Below are 18192 nucleotides of genomic sequence, written 5' to 3'. Positions count from 1 at the left end.
ACAACACAGCAGTCTCCCGGCACGACCGGATCGGTGGCCTCATCCACGAATACAAGCAGGCCGCACAGGGTGACACCATTTCCGGCACCCACAGGGTTTTGTGATGCCCGGACGGCGGACTCGCTGCGACCAGAGGTGCGGGGCCGGCCTGGTCGTTGGAGACGGATCGTCAAACACTGTGCACGGGGCGTCAAAGACGCTCGTAGGCCAGTCGCACATAGTGGCATGGACACGGGCAACACGGCCGTGAGTTGACCGCGTCCGGGAGGCGCTCCCTTCCGGTCGCACGACGTGGATGAAAGGTACGGTCACATGTCCAGGAACAAGCACAGATTAGCGGCGCTCGCGGCCGGATTCGTGCTGGCCTCCGGCACACTGGCCGGCACCGCGAGTGCCGCTCCGGCGTCCGAGGAAGACGTCGTGATACAAGCGTGCGTGACGCGGGGGCCTATCACCAAGCCGGCCGACTACCACTACAGCCCGATCTTGTATCCCGGGGGAAACTGGTACGTCACCAGCGAAGGTTGCGGGACCATCGCCATCAATCCCACAACGGGACGGAACGTCAAGCTCTGCTACAACCCTCGTAACGGCAGCGACGACTACTGCCAGGGCGGCTATACGCCGGCGTACGCAGGGCAGTGGACCACTGTGGCGGACGACGTCAAGGCGGGCACGAGGTACAAGTTCTATTTCGAAACCCAGAACGCCGTCACCTTCAGCCACCGTTCCTGAAGAAGGCCGACGTCGGACCAGCGGCGAACCGGCGCCAGGGAGCGATATGGTCCCGAGCGCGCTCTCGCTGCGTGGTCTGCCTAAGGGCCTTGGCAATCAGCTTCTTCCACCCTCTGCGCCAGTTCGGGGTAGAGGGTGGATCAGGGACTCAACGAGTTCACGAGTGCGTCCACTCTCCGCCGTCCTTGTCGCGGCGTGTGCGCAATGGCCCGACCGCCGCGAGGGGGGCCACCGCAGTCCACTCTTGGCAAAAATTGCATCTTTCGCTGATCTTTTACCACCCATAGTATCTCCCCCACCCGATATCACGGAAGGACGGCTCTCATGCCCATTGCGAAAAAGAAAAGATCACGGCAAGCACCCCTCACCAGCAAGCCGTTGATGTCGATCGGGGTCATTACTGGCGCCTGCATCGCCTCGCTGACCGTCACGTCCCCATCAACCCACGCCGCTGAGGCCGCTCGCGCTTACGGCGGGGAATGCGGAGTCGGATACGTCGAAATCGACTCCTACCACTTGTCAACCGGCGCCACTGCCTATCTGACCTTCTCCAGCGCCAGCGGAAACAACTGCGTTGTGACCAAGCGCGACACGGTCGGCACCGCCCTCAGATTAGGCGCGGGAGTCAGGCGTTCGGGTGAGCCCGGATCTGCGCATGAGGACATCGGAAATTACACTTCGTACGCGGGGCCGGTCTACGTGTACGCACGGTATTCATGCGTGGATTGGGGCGGCTACTTTAACGGCCTGAATAAGGTTATAGAAAACGATCACTGCGACCGACAAGCGTAAGGGCTGTTCCGTAACTGCTGGGCACGGGTGAGATGATCTTGATGTGGCTGGTGTGAGGAGATCATTTACGGGACAGTCCTTAGGGCCCGCAGATCAATAACATGCTGCTTTCAGCTCTGGGACCCGTCATCGTGGTAGCACTGCGGGGACCTGAACAAACCGCGAAGGCCCATGCTCCGTAGGGCCGTGGCCGCATCCCTGTGGGACGGAACTACGCAGGCCGGCGGCTCGGGCGCGGTTCAGGGGTGGCGAGTGGGCCTGGTGGTCGTTGTCGGAGGGATTGGTGTGGCCGATGACTGTTGTAGTGCTGTGCGTACTCGTTGACGACGAGGTGGAGGTGGCGTTGTCCGGTGATCAGGATGCGGTCGGTGGCTTCGCGGCGGCATGATCCGATCCGGCGTTCGGCGATGGCGTTCATCCGGGGCACTTGGGGCAGTGCCGGAAGGACCCGCATGCCGATCGTTTGGAAGACGGCGTCGGAGCTGTCGGTGACGTAGGCGCCGCGGTAACGGATGAGGAACCTGATCGACTCGGCATGGTCGCCCAGTTCCATGAGGTAGTTCCGTGCTTGCCGGGTAACCCGTGGGCCGGTGGGGTGTCGGGTGATGCCGGCGATGTGTATACGGCGGGTGCCGTGCTCGATGAAGAGCAGAACGAACCAGCGCCGCAAGAATACCGTGTCGATATGGAACAGGTCTGTGGCCACGATCGCAGTGGGCTGAGCTTTGAGGAAGACAGACCAGGAGTGGTCCGTGCGCTGCGGTGACGGTCGATCCCGGCCTCCTTGAGGACAGCAAGTTCACCGCCGCGTTCGACGCCGTCTTCGCCGACAACGGAACAGCCGTCATCCCGACACCGCCGCAAAGCCCCCGGTCCAACGCGTTCGCCGAACGATGGATACGCACAGCTCGCGCCGAGTGCACCGACCGCCTCCCCATCACCGGCGAACGGCACCTGTGCACGGTCCTCAACCAGTACGCCGAGCACTACAACGCAAGACGGGCCCACCGCGGCCTCGGCCTACGTGCCCCAGACGACGCCCCGAACGTCATCCCGCTGCCTGGCTTCGTAGGTGGGAACGGAGAGCGATTGTTGATGGGGGCCGGCACCGCTTCGTGATCGAGCTGTCCAGGAATGTCGATGAGAACTGGCAGCACCCCGAAAGCAGTCCCGGGGGTTTCCCCGCTCTCGCTGCGGGGGTGGTGATCCTCGTCGGCGTGAAGCAGGACGGTCGGTTGTGCGCAGTAGCCGCAGGCTCGTTCGGTCGCGTGGAAGGATGAGCGCATGTGGTTGCGACTGCCGTTCGGGGACGAGTTACGGGCCGAGCTGGGATCGCCCAGGCGCTCCCGCAAACTGGGCAGCAGCCCTCGCTCGCGCGTGTGGCGCGTCGAGTTGCCGAAGGTAACGGCAGTGGTGAAGCAGATCGTCGACGGTCCTGATGCCGACGAGCGATACGCCCGCGAGGTGGCCGCCCTGCGGCTCGCCGCCCGAGCCGAGAATCCCGTGGTGCCCGCGTTACTGGCCATCGATCCCGGCGAGCGCGTGTTGGTGTTGGAGCATCTGGATCACCGACGCCCGGCCAGCGACTGGATCGTCGATTATGCAGCCGCATTGGCACGGCTGCATGCCACCGCCCGCCCGGAGGACGTCGGGGTACTTCCCCGGTGGCAGGGCCCGAACCAGCCTGATATCGAGTCCTTCCTGCGGCTGGCCGAGGCTCTGGAGGTCCCGGTCACCGCTGGCGTGTCCGGTGAACTCAATGACCTCGTGAACCGGCTCGACCAGGCACCCGGGCATGCCCTCCTCCATGGAGATCCCTGTCCCGGCAACGATCTCCACACCGCCACGGGGATCAGGTTCATCGACTTCGAGCAAGCGTCACTGGGCAGCGGCTTGATGGAGCTCGCCTACCTCCGTATCGGCTTTCCGACCTGCTGGTGTGTCACTTCAGCATCGGAGCCGCTGCTGGAACGGGCGGAGAGCGCATACCGCAACGAGTGGCGCACCCTGACCGGCTCCGAAGCCCAAGACGGGCTCGCTGACGCGTGCACCGGCTGGCTGCTCCGCGGCGACGCGCTGGTTGAGCGGGCACGCCGTGAAAGCACTGATCACCTGGCCCGGATTCCGCACCGGGACTGGACGTGGGGCACCGCGACCGCCCGACAACGGCTTGTCCACCGGCTCGGGGTCGTTAGCCAGATGACGGCCGGCGACACCTCGCTGAGCGGTGTGAGCAGCCTCAGCACCGCTATGCGGCAACGTATGCTCACTCGCTGGCCCGCGCTTCAGCCCGTCCCGTCAAGGCGACCATAGAGGTCGGCGAGCCCCAGCGCCGCGGGCTCCCCGAATGAACGCGCACTGCGAGCGGGTGATCGGCACCTTGCGGCGCGAAGTCCTTGACCACCGGGGTTCCAGCAGACCGTGATGGCGCGCCAGACCACCTCCGAGCAGCAGCGATGAGTTTCCGAACGGCACACGCAATCGCAGCACTTCGGCACCGGGTCCGGCCCGCTCGGGCATGATCGGCTCCAACTAGAGTCGGCGATGAGATGGGGGTGTGACGTGGGCGAGTGGCGGACCGATCCGACGTTCGCGATGTGCCGGGCGTTGGTGGACGGGGCGGAACTGTCCTCGTTCGTGGGCGGCCCGTTCGACGTGCGTGCGGTGGCGGCCGCTATTCGGCCCGAGGCCACGGACGGATTCCTGCTCGACGAAGTCCCCTGGGAGCACTTCCCACAGGGGGATCACGTCAAAGATGCCGTTCACCTGCTGCACACCGGCGACTCCGCCCTTCGCACGGGAACGGGCGTTGTGAGCGGCATGTGCGCCAACGACATGCGGGCCGCGACCGTGCTCGCCGTACCGTTCCTGATCCGGATAGCCGCCGACACCCGCCACCCCCACCGTGCCGACGCGCTCGCCGAAGTCTCCTCCCCTGCCCGCGCCCGCCACTTCGGCGTCGCCTCCCGCAACGAACTTCTGCTCCACCGCGCCGACACCCGGGACGACACCCTCTACGATGATTACGGCGTCGAGGTGACCGGCTACCCGGCAGGCTGGTCGGTCGCCGCGGCCCGGGCCGCGATCACCGCCGACACCGCCCTCCTGCTGCCCCTCCTCAACGACCCCAGCCCCGCAACCCGCATCCGCGCCGCCTACACGCTGGCGACCGCCGCCGACTCCGACCGCGCGGTCCGCGCCGCCTTCCGCACCCGGCTCGGCGCCGAGCAAGACCCGATCGTCCGTGCCGCCCTGGTCCTCGCCACCGCCGAAGCCACCCGTAACCACCCCCACCCACCGACCACCGAGTGGATGCGAGAGCTGTGGCGGGACCGGACACAGGTACCTGAGGTCCGACTGGCCGCCGCGATCGGCTGGCTCTGCCTCACCGACGAACCCACCCCTGACGATCTTCGCGCCACCGTCGACAACCTCGCCTCCAACCAGCGCGCCCACGCTATGGACGCCCTGCCCTGGATGGCCGCCGCCAGCAGGTTCGGCGAGACGGGGCTGCGACACTGCATCCGAGAGATGCTCCACCCCGAACAGCCCGACCCGGCCGGGTACGACGACCCGTGGGCGCCAAATTACTGACGGCGGTGGAGGGGCGGCGTGTATGACACGCCGGCTTCTTACCCTGGCAGCTGTCGGCCCGGCACCACGCGTTCGTACCGCGCTATCCGTGAGACACCACATCTCTGGACACGTTTTCCGCTTGCATAACGAAGTTCGGGCAAAAGCCGCGCTTCGCCTCGCCTTCGAAGGTCTCGTACCAGGTCGGCTCGCTGTCGCCGGTCCAAGTGACCGTTCGCGAAGCCCACCCACCACATCACGGGGGTGCCGCCGAGCTTCTGGCAATGCTCACAGGCACAGGTGTGGGGGAAGACGGCCGGACCCCGGGTGGCGAAGCGGATACGACCGCACAGGCATCCGCCGGTACGTCCCTCAGCATCTTCGGCTCCCTGAGCGCCGGCCGCGGCTGTGGCGTTCATCAGGTGCTCTCCCAGACACGATGGGCAAGTTGGGCCTATCACTGTGCCATCACTTCCATGATCGCCAGGACGCTGTTTGGCGGCTCTGACATGAACCGGACCGCGTGCGCCGATTGCGGAGGCGTCACGGGCCGGGCGACACAACTGCGCCTCAGGGGCGTCCGAGGACGCGGACGGTCCATCCGGCATCGCGTCAGGTCTCGGCGTTCACGATGCCGCGGCCGTCGATGACGCGCGGGGCGACGGCGAGGGCGGGCCAGTCGCGGATGTCGTCGGTGTTCGGCTTGAAGGCGGCGCCCCAGACGGTGATCCGCTTGCCCATGAGGGTGCCGTCGAGTCTGTTCGCGCGCGAGGACGACCATGCGGTCGCGGCGCCGGTTGTTGATCGCGTCGACCTCGCAGTGGATCGTCAGGGCCTGATCGACGCCGAGTTCGCTGGCGCGGGCCATGAACCCGCGGATGCCCTTGGGAAGGCAACCGCCTCCGAAGCCCAGGCCGGGCCGCATGCCGCGACGGCCGATGCGGGCGTCGTGGCCGAGGATGTCGGCAAGCTGGCCGACGTCGGCGCTGGAGGCATCGCAGACCTCGGCGACGGCGTTGATGAAGGAGATCTTCGTGGCGAGGAAGGGCGTAGGGGCGCTGAGGTCGTTCGCCTGCAGGCTCGCAGCCGACCAGCCGCGCCATCATTGCCGTGACCTGGGACGCTACGAACTGCTCAGGAAGAGGGTCAGTAGCGGCAGTGGAACTCCGGCTCTCCCGCGCTTTTCAGGCACCGCCGCCGAGCCATCGTCAGCCGCTCAATGGTCCCTCCCAGTCTGCGGGGAGGATGCGACTGCGTACTTCGCCCAGGCCGATGCGTCCGCCAGATGTGCCTGGAGCCGTCGCGGTGATGGTGACCTCGTCGTCATCCTGCAGGAAAGTACGTTCCTCACCCTTGACCTGGAGCGGTTCCTTGCCGCCCCAGGTGAGTTCGATGAAGGCGCCGCGCTGGTCCTTCTGAGGTCCGGAGATGGTGCCCGAGGCGTAGAGGTCGCCAGTGCGGGTGGAGGCGCCGCCTGCGGTCATGTGCGCCAGCATCTGCGCGGGTGACCAGTACATCTCCCGGTAGGGCGGACGTGAGACCGCCTGTCCGTTCCATTCGACGGTCAGGTCGATGTCCAGGCCCCGTGGTTGGTCTTCCTGGAGGTACGGCAGTGGCCGCGGGTCCTGTGGCGGGGTGGGCACGCGTGCGGCCTGCAGGGCGAGGAGGGGGACCACCCAGGGTGAGATGGAGGTCGCGAAGCTCTTGCCGAGGAACGGACCGAGCGGCACGTACTCCCATGCCTGGATGTCGCGTGCGGACCAGTCGTTGACCAGGACGACGCCGAAAACGTGGGTGGCGAAGTCGGCGGTCGTCAGAGGGTGGCCGAGCGGGGAGCCGGTACCGACGACGAAGCCGAGTTCGGCTTCGATGTCGAGGCGGCGGCTGGGTCCGAACGTAGGGGCCTGCTCGTCGGGCGCCTTGCGCTGTCCGCTGGGGCGGACGATGTCCGTTCCTGAGACCACGACGGACCCTGCCCGGCCGTGGTAACCCACCGGCAGGTGCTTCCAGTTGGGCATCAGCGGGGTGGAGTCGGGGCGGAAGAGCCGGCCGAGGTTGGAGGCGTGGTGCTCCGAGGCGTAGAAGTCGACGTAGTCGCCGACCTCGAACGGCAGATGCAGCCTCACCTCGTCGACGGCGAAGAGCGCCTCGTCCGGTACGTCCTGGCGCAGCAGGTCGGTGAGCTGCTCGCGCACCTCGACCCACCGGCCGTGCCCTTGTGCCATGAACGGGTTGAGGGACGGTGCGGCGAAGACGTCGTCGCCGAGCAGCCGGGCGAGGTCGACCACGCAGTCGCCGATGCGCACGCCGATTCGGGGGGTGCTGCCGGTTGTGGAGAAGACTCCGTAGGGCAGGTTGTCCCGCCCGAAGAGGGAGCCTTCGGGGACGTCCAGGGTGGTCATGCGGGTTCTCCGATGCTGCTGCTCAGTGAAGTGGGGAGCAGGCCGAGGTCGATCAGTTCGGTGAGCGGCTCGGTGACGCTGCAGGTGCCGAAGGAGAGGAACGTCGAGCGGGCGGCGACGGCACGCTCCCCGTCCAGCTCGGCGATCTGGACGGTGATGACGGCGGGGTCGCGCTGTGCGAGCAGTGCCGCCAGTTCGGTATGGTGCGCGCCGCGCACGGCGGCGTCCGTGGCGAGGAGCAGGTTGAGGAAGCCGTGCTGTTCGAAGCCGGTGCGTGGGTCGGTGTTGCGGACGGCGTGGTGCAGTCCGGCGGTTGCCTTGAAGGGCACGTGTTCCGTGACCGCGGCGGCCACGGCCGCGGCCAGTTCCGTCTCGTCGGGGTAGAGCTCGGCCTTCACCCCGCCGGTGCGGAGCTTCGCGTGATACCGGGTGCCGGACAGGGCGGCGAGCACGGCCACGCGGCGGTCGTCTCGGGGAATCTCGACGAACACCTCGGTTCCCGGTGCGTCCTTGCAGCTCGTGTCCAGCGCGGAGACGAGTTCGGGGGCGGTCATGCCTTCCGGGACGGTGACCTCCAGTGCGCGGAGGCTGACCGGCAGGTTCCCCGCCGCAGCCAGTGCCGGGCCGATGTGACCGGGCCCGGGCACGGTGATGGCCAGCTGCAGCCGGTGCCCGCTCGACGCGTCGGTGGGCAGCAGCTCGCCCAGTTCCCGCAGCGTGTTCGCGGCGAGGACGAAGGATCCCACCAAGTCGGCGTGGCCGGCGCGTTGGTGTGCGCGGTGGGCGGCGACCGCTGCGGGGAGGGAGAGCAGGCCGGGTGGGAACACCGCCGCGTCATCGCACAGGCACCGGAAGATCGTGGGCAGTCCGGTCATGTCCGTGGCCCCCGCCCCGCCCAGGTCCAGGCGTATCCGGGGTCCTCGCAGGCCAGTGCCGCCTCGCCGAGGTCGAGCGGATGGAAGGTGTCGACCATGACCGCGAGTTCGTCGAAGAAGTCGGCCCCGATGCTGCGCTCGTAGGCGCCGGGCTGCGGCCCGTGCGCGTGCCCGCCGGGGTGGACCGAGACGGATCCGGGCCCGATGCCCGAGCCCTTGCGGGCCTCGTAGTCGCCGCCGCAGTAGAACATGATCTCGTCGGAGTCGACGTTGGAGTGGTAGTAGGGCACAGGCACGGCCAGCGGGTGGTAGTCGACCTTGCGCGGCACGAAGTTGCACACCACGAAGTTGTGTCCTTCGAAGACCTGATGGGCGGGCGGCGGCTGGTGGATCCGTCCGCTGATCGGCTCGAAGTCGTGGATGCTGAAGGTGTAGGGGTACAGGCAGCCGTCCCAGCCGACCACGTCGAAGGGGTGGTCGGCGTAGATCATGCGGGTGCCGGCGATCGCGTTGCCCGCGCGGTGCTTGACAAGGACCTCGACGTCCCTCGCCTCGGCCAGGAGGGGCTCGGTGGGGCCGTGCAGGTCGCGTTCGCAGTACGGGGCGTGCTCCAGCAGCTGGCCGAAGCGGGACAGGTACCGGCGGGCCGGGGTGATGTGGGAGTTCGCCTCGATGCAGTACACGCGCAGGGGCTGGTCCCCGGCCGGTGTCCAGCGGTGTGTGGTGCCGCGCGGCAGGATGACGTATTCGCCCTGCCGCGCCCGCAGTGTCCCGAACACCGTCTCCACGGTGGCCTCACCGGCCTCGACGTACAGGCACTCGTCGCCGATCGCGTTGCGGTAGAGCGGGGAGGGTGCTCCCGCGACGGCGTAGGAGAGGCGCACGTCCGCGTTGCCCAGCACGAGCTGGCGGCCCGTGACCACGTCGTGGTCCTGCCACCGCTGCTCGGGGAAGAGGGCGTGCAGCTTCAAGTGCCTGGGCTTGAGGGGGTGGTTGGCCTGGGTGGTCAGGTCGGGAAGAGGCCACGCGGTGGCGTCCACGACCGCGGAGGGGATGTGCCGGTGGTACAGAAGAGAGGAGTCGGAGGAGAAGCCCTCCTCGCCCATCAGCTCCTCGTAGTACAGGCCGCCGTCGGGGCGGCGGTGCTGGGTGTGCCGCTTGGGTGGGACGCTGCCCACCTGCCGGTAGTACGCCATGGGTGGTTTCCTGGTTCGTCCGGGTCGGTCAGTCCTGGAGGGCTGCCCATACCTCGCGGTCGCGTTCGGCCGTCCAGATCACCGGGCGCTCGGTGCCGGCGAGTTCGTCCCAGACCCGGGAGACGTCGAAGGGCAGGCAGTGCTCGAAGATGGGCCAGCCGCCGTAGCGGTCGACGAGTGCGGCGTGGGTGGCCTGGAAGGCTTCCTTCAGGATGCCGCCGCGCTGCTGGACAGCGCCGACCTCGGTCAGCATCACCTGCAGGAAGTGCCTGGTCTGGGCGATGGCGGCCTGGACCTCGTCGCGCCCGCGGGCCACGGCGCCCCGGCCGCCGATGAGGAGCTCGGCGGCGTAGTCGGCGACGCGGTCGAGGGTGTTGGTGGACCACTCGCGGTGGAAGGCGTCGCCGGTGTATAGCGCGGCCTGGGACTCGACGAGGTCGCCGGCGAACAGGATCCTGTGCTTGGGCAGCCAGGCGACGATGTCGCCCTCGGTGTGACCGCGCCCCACGTGTTCCAGGACCAGGTCGCCGCGGTCACCGCCGAGGTCGATGGTGACGCGGTCGCGGAAGGTCTGGGTGGGCCAGGTCAGGCCGGGGATGGATTCGGGCTCCTTGAACAGCCGGGGCATACGGCCGTACTCGGATTCCCAGTCCTGCCGGCCGCGTTCGGCGATCAGGTCCCGGGTGCGGTGGTGGGCGATGATCACCTGGGCGTCGAAGGCGCTCGCGCCCAGGACGCGTACGGCGTGGTAGTGCGACAGGATGAGGTACTTGACCGGCTTGTCGGTGTGCTCGCGCAGCCGGCCCAGCCATTCGCGGGCCGCGACCGGGGTGGCCAGGGCCTCGAAGCAGACGACGAAGTCCTCGCCCTCGATGGCGCCGACGTTCGGGTCGCCTTCGGCGGTCAGAGCGTAGACGCCGTCGGCGAGGACTTCCAGGGTCTGCTTCTTCTCGGACAGGTCGCCCGCGGAGGCGAAGGTCTTGGACATGGTGATCTCCTTCAAGGGAGGCGGGCCGGGGCCCGGCGGCGGAGGGCGGTGTGTGCGGGGCCTACTCGGGCAGGACGGCGACCGCGCTGATCTCCAGCAGGAAGTCCGGGCGGGCCAGGCCCGCGACGACCAGCAGGGTGCTGGTGGGGGCCGGGCCGGCGGTCAGGTAGCGGCCGCGGACCTCGTTGACCGGGAGCAGCAGGGCGCGGTCGGTGACGTAGGTGGTGGTGGACACCACGTGAGGCATGTCGCCGCCCGCGGCACGTAGGACGGCGGCGAGGTTTTCGAAGACCTGCTCGGCCTGGCGGGTGATGTCGCCGGCTCCGACGACCGCGCCGTCGGCGTCCATGGACACCTGGCCGGAGATCCACAGCTGACGGCCGTGGAGGACTCCGTGGCTGTAGAAGAAGCGGGCGGCCGGTGCGGAGGCCAGTTCGGGGGCGCTGACGGCCTGCGGCTCGGTTGCCATGATGATCTCCAGAAGTCGTTCGGGGAGAGAGATGCCCGGGAATGCCGTGCCGCTGTGAGGCTAGGCACCACGTGGTCCGGTGGACCGGACCAATCACCGACCGGTGCACCGGACCATCCCGGCGGCGTCGGCGCTGTGTACGGCATCCGGTCCAGGGCCCTCGCGTACTCGTCCCGGACCGGATGCGGGGCTGCGGCTACTGGCCGAGTGACAGGAATCTCATTGGGTTTTCGCTGATGAGCAGCTCGGTACCGGCGGCGCCGAGTCGATCGCGCAGTACTGGGTGGATCTCCCGAGCGAGGTGCCCGTATCCCGGGCCGCCCCACCGCCGTAGGCCGTGGCGCATGCAGATGTCCTGGGACAGCAGGACGCGGTCGCCGTGTCCGGCATCGACAAGGGACGTGATCATGTCCACACGGTTGGGTTCGCTGACGGGCGGAAAGGCGCGGCCGAACAGGTCGAACTCCAGGTAGCAGCCACGGCGGGCGAGTTCGATCAGCGCGTTGAGGTCGGTCTCGTAGTCGATGTGGCTGATGGCGATCTTCGCGGGGTCGGTGCCGCCCGACTCCAGCAGGGACAGCGCCTCATGTGCGGTGCCCAGTCCGTGTCCGGGCTCGATGTGCACGTTGACCGCCAGCCCGGTGTGCCCGTGTGTGGTGGCCGCCGCTTGGAGTGAACGCCGTTCGGCCTCGTGCATGTCGACGCTGAGACCGATCTCGCCGATGACGCCGACGGCGCAGCCGTCGATCCCGTTCTCGGCCGCCTTCGTCCACTCCTCGGCGAGTGCGGCGGAGGGAAGGTCGCGTTCTTCCGGGGTGAGTGCGGCGACGATGTACCTGCCGACCGCGATCACTGTGTCCAGTCCCGCGGCGTCGGCCGCGCGGACCGCCAGTGACGGCATGGCGCCCAGCCCGTGCGCCGTGAGGTCGACGAGGAGGCCGCAGCCCGATCGTCGCGCTTCGAGGAGTTCCTGTGCGGCGACGTACCAGTCGGACAGCATCAGGTTTTCCCGGACGGTGCCCTGTGAGTCATGGCGGACGGCGTCGATCGTCTCCGGTCCGAGCGGGAGGCCGGGGGCATCGAGATCGTGCGCGTCGCCCTGGCCTGACCAACGCGCGCGCAGGTCGCAGATGATGTGTTCGTGCGGCAGGACGTAGCCGGAGCCGGGTGTGAGGGATCTGTCGCCCTTGGCTGTTCTGATGGTGTAACTGGCCTTCACGGGGGCCTCTGTTCTCGGGTCGGGTGCGGGCAGTCGGAAGCGTCTGGCTTCCCGCGTGCGGATGGCTTCCCGGGCCGCTGTGCGCGGTGATCGCCCGGGCAGCGCGGGCGCCGGCGCCCAGGGCGTTGGCATCGCTGTGCTGGTGACCGGTGGATCGACGGGCCCTGCTGGGGTCAGGGTCGGGTGCCGCGCACGGTCGCGTATGCCGCTGCGAGCGCGGCGATGCCCGGGGCGATCTGCCGCGGCCGGGCCTTGCCGTAGCCGATGATCAGGCCCGGTCGCGCCGGTGGCCTGCTGCTGTACTGGCTCAGACCGGTGATCTGCACGCCGTGTTCGCGTGCTTCCTTCAGCAGTGCGCTTTCGTCGGTGTCGTCGGGCAGGTGGACGGTCAGGTGCAGGCCGGCGTCGACGCCCTGAATGCGGGCGTCGGGCAGATACTCCGCCAGGGCGGTACGCAGAGCGGTCAGGCGGGCGAGGTAGTCGACGCGGGTGCGGCGAAGATGGCGGTCCAGGGTGCCGGACTCGATGAGGTGGGCCAGGGCCAGCTGGTCGACGGTTGCGGGGACGGGATCGCCGCACTCCCGCAGCCGCAGCACGCCGGAGAGCAGTGCGGGCGGGGGCACCAGCCAGCCGAGCCGCACGCCGGGGCCCAGGGTCTTGCTGACCGTACCCAGATAGGCGACGCGGTCGGGCGCCTGTGGCTGGAGCGCGGCCACGGGCCTGCGGTCGTAGCGGTACTCGGCGTCGTAGTCGTCTTCCAGGATCACGCCGTCACATGCGGCCGCCCACGCCAGCAGGGCCGTGCGCCGGGTCGGGGACAGCACCACGCCGGCCGGGAACTGGTGCGCAGGCGAGACAAGGACGGCGCGGGCCGTGGTGCGCTCCAGTGCGTCGACGACGAGCCCCTCGTCGTCGACGGGCACTTGGACGGGCTCCAGACCGGCGCGCCGCACCGCCAGCCCGAGGCGGGGCCAGCCCGGGTCCTCGACGGCTACCTGACGGTGGCCCTCCTCGCGCAGTACCTCGCACAGCAAGGTGAGTCCGTGGGTGACGCCCGCGCTCACGATCACGCCGTCGGTATCCGTCCGTACCCCGCGGGTGCGGGCCAGGTGCTCGGCCAGGACGTGCCGCAACTGCGGCACCCCTGCATCGGCCCCGTAGTCGAGGTGGTGCGGCGGCAGGTTGCGCACCGTGTGCTGAAGGGCACGCAGCCAGGTGCTGCGCGGGAAGGCGGCAAGGTCCGGCAGGCCCGGCTCGAAGTCGGCCGGCAGGGGCACAGCCGCCGTTGCAGGGGCGACCGCGGGCGCGTCGCCGCGTTCGGCCTGCGGGGTGATCACCGTCGTGCCGCCGCCGGCCCGGGTGCGCAGGAAACCCTCGGCGGCGAGCTGCTGGTACGCCTCCACGACCACCCAGCGTGAGCAGCCGAGCTCGGTCGCCAGGATCCGGGAGGCGGGCAGCCGAGTACCGTCCGTGAACCGGCCGCTGCGGATGGCCTCCCGCAGGGCTCGCTCCAGCTGAGTGTGCAGCGGAGTGCCGCTGGCGGGGTCCATGGCCAGCAGCAGCTCGGATCCCCGTGCGGTCTGGTCGAAGGCCATAAGGGACATTACCAACCCCTTCGGGATCGAACCTGTCGTGCCGCCTGGAGGGAACGGACGGAACCGGACCGTGCCGTGAGGACTTACAGGTTGCCGCGGGCTGCCTGCTCGCGCTCGATGGCCTGGAAGAGCGCCTTGAAGTTGTTCAGGCCGAAGCCCCGGGTGCCGTGCCGCTCGATGACCTCGTAGAAGAGGGTGGGCCGGTCCTGGGCGGGCTCGGTGAACAGCTGGAGCAGGTAGCCGTCCTCGTCCTGGTCGAAGAGGACGTACAGTCCGGCGAGGGTCTCCAGGTCGAGGCCCAGCGCGTCCACATCGGCGCGGGCGCGGACCTCGTCGTAGTAGGTCTCCGGCACGCGCATGAACCGCACGCCTCCCTCCCGCATCGCCGCCACGGTCCTGGTGATGTCCTCGGTGGCGAAGGCGATGTGCTGGACCCCGGAGGTGCCGTAGTAGTTCAGGTACTCCTGGATCTGGGAGAGCGACTTGCCCTGGGCGGGCTCGTTGACGTTGAGCTTGATCTTGCCCGTGCCGTCCCAGACGACCTTGCTCATCATCGATGTGTACTTGGTGCCGACGGTCTCGTCGTCGTAGTGGACCAGCTGGGTCAGGCCGAGGACCCGCTGGTAGAACTCGGTCCACAGGTTCATCTCGTGCAGGGGCACGTTGCACACGATGTGGTCGATGTTGGTGATGCCGATGCCCTGGCCCTCGGGGACCGTCCACAGGGGCTTGAGCCCGCCGAGCTTGCCGGTGTCGCCGACCGCGCGGTGGCCGGGCAGGAAGGGCCCGGTGTAGCCGGAGGCGTCGACGAAGGTGTGGACGGTGTCGCCGTAGGAGGCGATGGTCGCCAGCCGCGCGGTGCCGTGCTCGTCGCTGATCTCGTGCGGCTCGGTGACCGGCTTGGCGCCGCCGGCCAGCGCGTACTCGAAGGCGGCGTCGACATCCGGTACGGCGAAGGAGATGTCCTGCACGCCGTCGCCGTGCTGGTGCTGCTGGTCGGTGACCTGGTGGCCGGGCAGGAGCCCGGCGGTGAGCACCAGGCGGACGTCTCCCTGGGCCAGCACCCACGAGGCGCTCTCGCGGTTGCCGGTCTCGGGGCCGGAGTAGGCGATGGGGGTGAAGCCGAAGGCGGTGCGGTAGTAGTGGGCCGCCTGCTTGGCGTTGCCGACGTGGTAACGCAGGTGGTGGTAGCCGAGCAGGGGCTGACGGTCGGGTGCCGCATCAGTCATGGGGGCGACTCCTGTGAACGCCGCGTAAGCGGAGGGATGGGGTGTTCCCCGACGCTAGGCAGCGTCGCCCGGCGAACGCCCGGACCAATGCAGTCCGGAAAGGCCGAACCAAGTCGCGGACGGGCCGACGGTCCGGTGCATCGGCTTCCACTTGGACCGGTTCACCGCCGCTTCCCCGTACCTACGGTGTGCCAACTCTCCGACCCCCGCGACCAAGGAGTCACTGTGGCCCTGTTCGACCACCCGGCCTACGACGATCACGAGCGCGTCCTGTTCGCCAGCGACCAACGCTCCGGACTGCGCGCGGTGATCGCCGTGCATCGCACCGGCCCCCGCAACGCCATGGGCGGCACCCGCATGTGGCAGTACGCCACCGAGGCGGACGGCATCGCCGACGCGCTGCGCCTGTCGCAGGCCATGACCTACAAGTCCGCGCTGGCCGGCCTGCCCTTCGGCGGCGGCAAGGCCGTCATCTTCGGCGACCCGGGGCGCGACAAGACCGCCGCGCTGCTGCGGGCCATGGGCAACGCCGTCGACACCCTCGGCGGCCGGTTCGTCACCGGCGAGGACGTCGGCATCGCCGTCGACGACGTAGCCGTGATGCGCGAGTCCACCGATCACGTCCTGGGCGGCGAGGGCGTCGACTCCGACGAGCCCGCCGCGGCCGGTGTGCTGGCCGCCATCCGCTCCGGCGTACAGCGCGTCTGGGGCACCCCCGACCTGGCCGGCCGCACGATCGCCGTCCAGGGTCTCGGCAAGGTCGGCTCCTTCCTGTGTCGGATGCTCGCCGAGGCGGGAGCCGACCTGCTCGTCGCCGACATCCGCCCCGACGCGGTACGCCGCGCCGTCAAGGAGTACGACGCCCGCGAGGTCACCGTCGCCGACATCGCCACCCAGCCCGCGGACATCTTCGCCCCCTGCGCACTGGGCGACGTCCTCACCCCCACGAGCGTGCCGCACATCAAGGCCAAGGTCGTCGCCGGCGCCGCCAACAACCAGCTCTCCGCCCCCAAGGTCGCCGACCTGCTGCGCGAGGCCGGCATCCTCTACGCCCCCGACTTCATCGCCAACGGCGGCGGCCTGATCAACAACGCCGCCCTCCTCGACGGCTACGACCGCGCCCGCGTCCTTCAGGATTGCGCCCGCATCGGCGACACCCTCACCGAGGTCTACGACCTCGCCGACAAGAACAACACCTCCACCCACACCGCGGCCACCGACCTCGCCCGCCAGCGCACCCGCGACCTGTAGGACCCGCTGCCAGGACGTCCGTCCGACCGACGGCATCCTTCGGCGGCGAGCCCGCGCCCACACCAGCCGGGTTCGCCGCCGACCGCGGTCAGGCCGGCCCGGCTCCGCCAACCGGAGAGGGCCGGGCGGCTGAACGCCTCCCGCCCGATGGGCGGTTGAGGCACCGCTGTCTCTCCCCGCGTCAGGGCAGAGCGACCGGCCGCTCTCCAGAGCCACCGGCATCGGGCCAGGGCTTCGAGCCGGTTCGCCACGAGCACGCCCCCGCGCCGGATCGGCGACCGCACTGTGCCCCTCGTACCCCTTCCCCACCATTCTCGTTTGCAGAAACCCCCACCGCACCTGGACCGACAGCACCCACCCACGATGAGAAAGGAATGTCGCAGATGGACAAGACGCCCACCACCAGCGCCGGTTCCCCCATGGAACGCGGCCTGCGCAACCGTCACATCCAGATGATCGCGCTCGGTTCGGCGATCGGCACCGGCCTGTTCCTGATCTCGGGCTCGACGATCCAGACCGCCGGCCCCATCGTCCTGCTGGCCTACGTCGTGGCCGGCGTCATCCTCTTCCTGATCATGCGGATGCTCGGCGAGATGGCCGTCACCCGTCCCACCAGCGGCTCCTTCAGCGACTACGCCCACGAATTCCTCGGCCGCTCCGCAGGGTTCGTCGTCGGCTGGAACTGGTGGTTCACCTGCATCGTGGTGAGCATGCTCGAACTCACCGCCGCCGGAACCTTCATGGAGTTCTGGTTCCCCAGTCTGCCCACCTGGGTCACCGCCGCGGTCGCGCTGGTCGTCATCACCGGCGTCAACCTCATCCACGTGAGCGCTTTCGGCGAGTTCGAGTTCTGGTTCACGCTGATCAAGGTCGCGGCCGTCGTCGCCATGATCGTCTTCGGTGTCGCCATCATCTCCGGCGCCGGGCACTACGACGTGCACGGCCTGGAGAACCTCTGGAGCCACGGCGGCTTCACACCGCACGGCCTGTCCGGCCTGCTGCTGTCACTGGTCGCGGTGACCTTCACCTTCGGCGGGATCGAGTCCCTCGGCGCCACCTCGGGCGAGGCACAGAACCCCGAGAGCACCATCCCCAAGGCCATCAACCAGGTGATCCTGCGGATCCTGCTGTTCTACGTCGGCGCGATCGGCGTCATGCTCGTCATCTGGCCCTGGAACAAGGTCGGCACCGACGGCAGCCCCTTCGTCCTGATGCTGTCCAGCCTCGGCATCGGCGGCGCGGCCACGCTCCTCAACATCGTCGTGGTGACCGCGACCCTCTCGGTCTTCAACACCATGGTCTACAGCAACGCCCGGGTCCTGCACAGCCTGTCCGACCGGCGCCAGGCCCCCGCCTTCTTCGCCCGGACCAACCACCGGGGCGTCCCGGTCACCGGTCTCCTAATCAACTCGGGCGTCACCGCCGTGGTCGTCCTCCTCAACTACCTCTTCCCCGGCCGCCTCCTGCTGGTCCTCGTGGCGATCATCCTCAGCGCCGAACTCATCACCTGGGGCTCCATCGCCCTCTCCCACCTGCGCTTCCGCATGGCCGGACAGCACAGCTCCTTCAAGGCACCGTTCCACCCCTACTCGAACTACCTGTGCCTGGCGTACTTCGCCATGATCGCCGTACTGATGACACGGATACCCGACTTCCGCGCCGGAGCCATCGCCCTCCCGCTCTGGCTCGGCGGACTCATCGCCGCCTCCTTCATCCACCACCGGTACGCACGACGCCCCGAGGAGAAGGAAGCCACAGCCGCAGCGGCCCCCGGCGTGCGGGCCTGAGGTTCCCGCCCGGTCCCGCCTACCTCCACGCCCACATATCGAAAAGTCGTCGCCGCAGGTGAGCGGGGGTGCGGTCAGTTC

General features: G+C 68.8%; 17 protein-coding genes and 2 pseudogenes. 8 read left to right on the top strand and 11 right to left on the bottom strand.

The window, feature by feature from the left end; translation table 11 throughout:
• The first annotated feature begins 312 nt into the window (after positions 1-312).
• Together ABTY62_RS33070 and ABTY62_RS33065 are read left to right on the top strand one after the other, a co-directional pair.
• On the top strand, positions 313-735 hold the full coding sequence (locus ABTY62_RS33070; RefSeq protein WP_352133092.1) for a hypothetical protein: 423 nt from the start codon (positions 313-315) through the stop codon (positions 733-735).
• A gap of 324 nt (positions 736-1059) precedes the next feature.
• Complete coding sequence (locus tag ABTY62_RS33065; protein WP_352133091.1) at positions 1060-1527, top strand: spore-associated protein A; 468 nt, start codon at positions 1060-1062, stop codon at positions 1525-1527.
• Between the two features lie 211 nt (positions 1528-1738).
• Here ABTY62_RS33065 and ABTY62_RS33060 read toward each other — a convergent pair whose 3' ends face one another.
• Positions 1739-2233, bottom strand: a complete 495-nt coding sequence (locus ABTY62_RS33060) for an integrase core domain-containing protein (RefSeq protein WP_352133090.1) — start codon at positions 2231-2233, stop codon at positions 1739-1741.
• A gap of 56 nt (positions 2234-2289) precedes the next feature.
• Between ABTY62_RS33060 and ABTY62_RS33055 the strand changes: the two genes are divergently transcribed.
• The 4 genes and pseudogenes from ABTY62_RS33055 to ABTY62_RS33045 all read left to right on the top strand — a co-directional run bounded on the left by ABTY62_RS33055 (position 2290) and on the right by ABTY62_RS33045 (position 5121).
• Positions 2290-2646 (top strand): integrase core domain-containing protein, encoded by a 357-nt coding sequence (locus tag ABTY62_RS33055; protein ID WP_352133089.1) that lies wholly within the window; start codon positions 2290-2292, stop codon positions 2644-2646.
• Between the two features lie 165 nt (positions 2647-2811).
• Positions 2812-3840 carry a phosphotransferase gene (locus tag ABTY62_RS33050; protein ID WP_352133088.1) on the top strand — a complete coding sequence of 343 codons (1029 nt, stop codon included), beginning with the start codon at positions 2812-2814 and terminating at the stop codon, positions 3838-3840.
• Positions 3841-3856: 16 nt separating this feature from the next.
• Positions 3857-3931 (top strand): annotated as a pseudogene (locus tag ABTY62_RS47595) (integrase core domain-containing protein); the annotation flags it as partial.
• Positions 3932-4089: 158 nt separating this feature from the next.
• A complete protein-coding gene (locus ABTY62_RS33045) occupies positions 4090-5121 on the top strand; it encodes a HEAT repeat domain-containing protein (protein WP_352133087.1) in 1032 nt (343 codons plus the stop codon).
• Between the two features lie 38 nt (positions 5122-5159).
• Here the strand turns inward: ABTY62_RS33045 and ABTY62_RS47590 are convergent, their stop codons facing one another.
• From ABTY62_RS47590 to hppD, 10 genes and pseudogenes are all read right to left on the bottom strand, one after another.
• Positions 5160-5519: a GFA family protein gene (locus ABTY62_RS47590; RefSeq protein ID WP_502997563.1), complete on the bottom strand. Its 360-nt coding sequence runs from the start codon at positions 5517-5519 to the stop codon at positions 5160-5162.
• A 205-nt stretch (positions 5520-5724) separates the two neighbouring features.
• Positions 5725-6157, bottom strand: a pseudogene (locus ABTY62_RS33040) (UDP-glucose 6-dehydrogenase); the annotation flags it as partial.
• A 151-nt stretch (positions 6158-6308) separates the two neighbouring features.
• A complete protein-coding gene (fahA, locus tag ABTY62_RS33035; RefSeq protein WP_352133086.1) occupies positions 6309-7502 on the bottom strand; it encodes a fumarylacetoacetase in 1194 nt (397 codons plus the stop codon).
• On the bottom strand, positions 7499-8377 hold the full coding sequence (locus ABTY62_RS33030; protein WP_352133085.1) for a hypothetical protein: 879 nt from the start codon (positions 8375-8377) through the stop codon (positions 7499-7501). The genes fahA and ABTY62_RS33030 overlap by 4 nt, the downstream gene beginning before the upstream one ends.
• Positions 8374-9573, bottom strand: coding sequence for a homogentisate 1,2-dioxygenase (locus ABTY62_RS33025; protein WP_352133084.1), 1200 nt, complete (start codon positions 9571-9573; stop codon positions 8374-8376). Before ABTY62_RS33025 ends, ABTY62_RS33030 begins: the two co-directional genes overlap by 4 nt.
• Positions 9574-9601: 28 nt before the next feature.
• Positions 9602-10561 carry an MBL fold metallo-hydrolase gene (locus ABTY62_RS33020; protein WP_352133083.1) on the bottom strand — a complete coding sequence of 320 codons (960 nt, stop codon included), beginning with the start codon at positions 10559-10561 and terminating at the stop codon, positions 9602-9604.
• Positions 10562-10622: 61 nt separating this feature from the next.
• Positions 10623-11030 carry a RidA family protein gene (locus tag ABTY62_RS33015; protein ID WP_352133082.1) on the bottom strand — a complete coding sequence of 136 codons (408 nt, stop codon included), beginning with the start codon at positions 11028-11030 and terminating at the stop codon, positions 10623-10625.
• A gap of 196 nt (positions 11031-11226) precedes the next feature.
• Positions 11227-12249 (bottom strand): phosphotriesterase family protein, encoded by a 1023-nt coding sequence (locus tag ABTY62_RS33010; protein WP_352133081.1) that lies wholly within the window; start codon positions 12247-12249, stop codon positions 11227-11229.
• Between the two features lie 173 nt (positions 12250-12422).
• On the bottom strand, positions 12423-13853 hold the full coding sequence (pdxR, locus tag ABTY62_RS33005) for a MocR-like pyridoxine biosynthesis transcription factor PdxR (protein WP_352133080.1): 1431 nt from the start codon (positions 13851-13853) through the stop codon (positions 12423-12425).
• A gap of 74 nt (positions 13854-13927) precedes the next feature.
• Complete coding sequence (hppD, locus tag ABTY62_RS33000) at positions 13928-15073, bottom strand: 4-hydroxyphenylpyruvate dioxygenase (RefSeq protein ID WP_352133079.1); 1146 nt, start codon at positions 15071-15073, stop codon at positions 13928-13930.
• 225 nt (positions 15074-15298) lie between these two features.
• Between hppD and ABTY62_RS32995 the strand changes: the two genes are divergently transcribed.
• Positions 15299-16324: a Leu/Phe/Val dehydrogenase gene (locus ABTY62_RS32995; protein ID WP_352133078.1), complete on the top strand. Its 1026-nt coding sequence runs from the start codon at positions 15299-15301 to the stop codon at positions 16322-16324.
• A gap of 383 nt (positions 16325-16707) precedes the next feature.
• Positions 16708-18111, top strand: coding sequence for an amino acid permease (locus tag ABTY62_RS32990; protein WP_352133077.1), 1404 nt, complete (start codon positions 16708-16710; stop codon positions 18109-18111).
• Positions 18112-18192: the final 81 nt, after the last annotated feature.

It is taken from the genome of Streptomyces sp. NPDC097640 (genome assembly GCF_040302705.1).
In the GTDB taxonomy this organism is placed as follows: Bacteria; Actinomycetota; Actinomycetes; order Streptomycetales; family Streptomycetaceae; genus Streptomyces.
The sequence above is the reverse complement of the archived record's forward strand: the minus strand, read 5'-3'. Positions and strand labels throughout refer to the sequence as shown.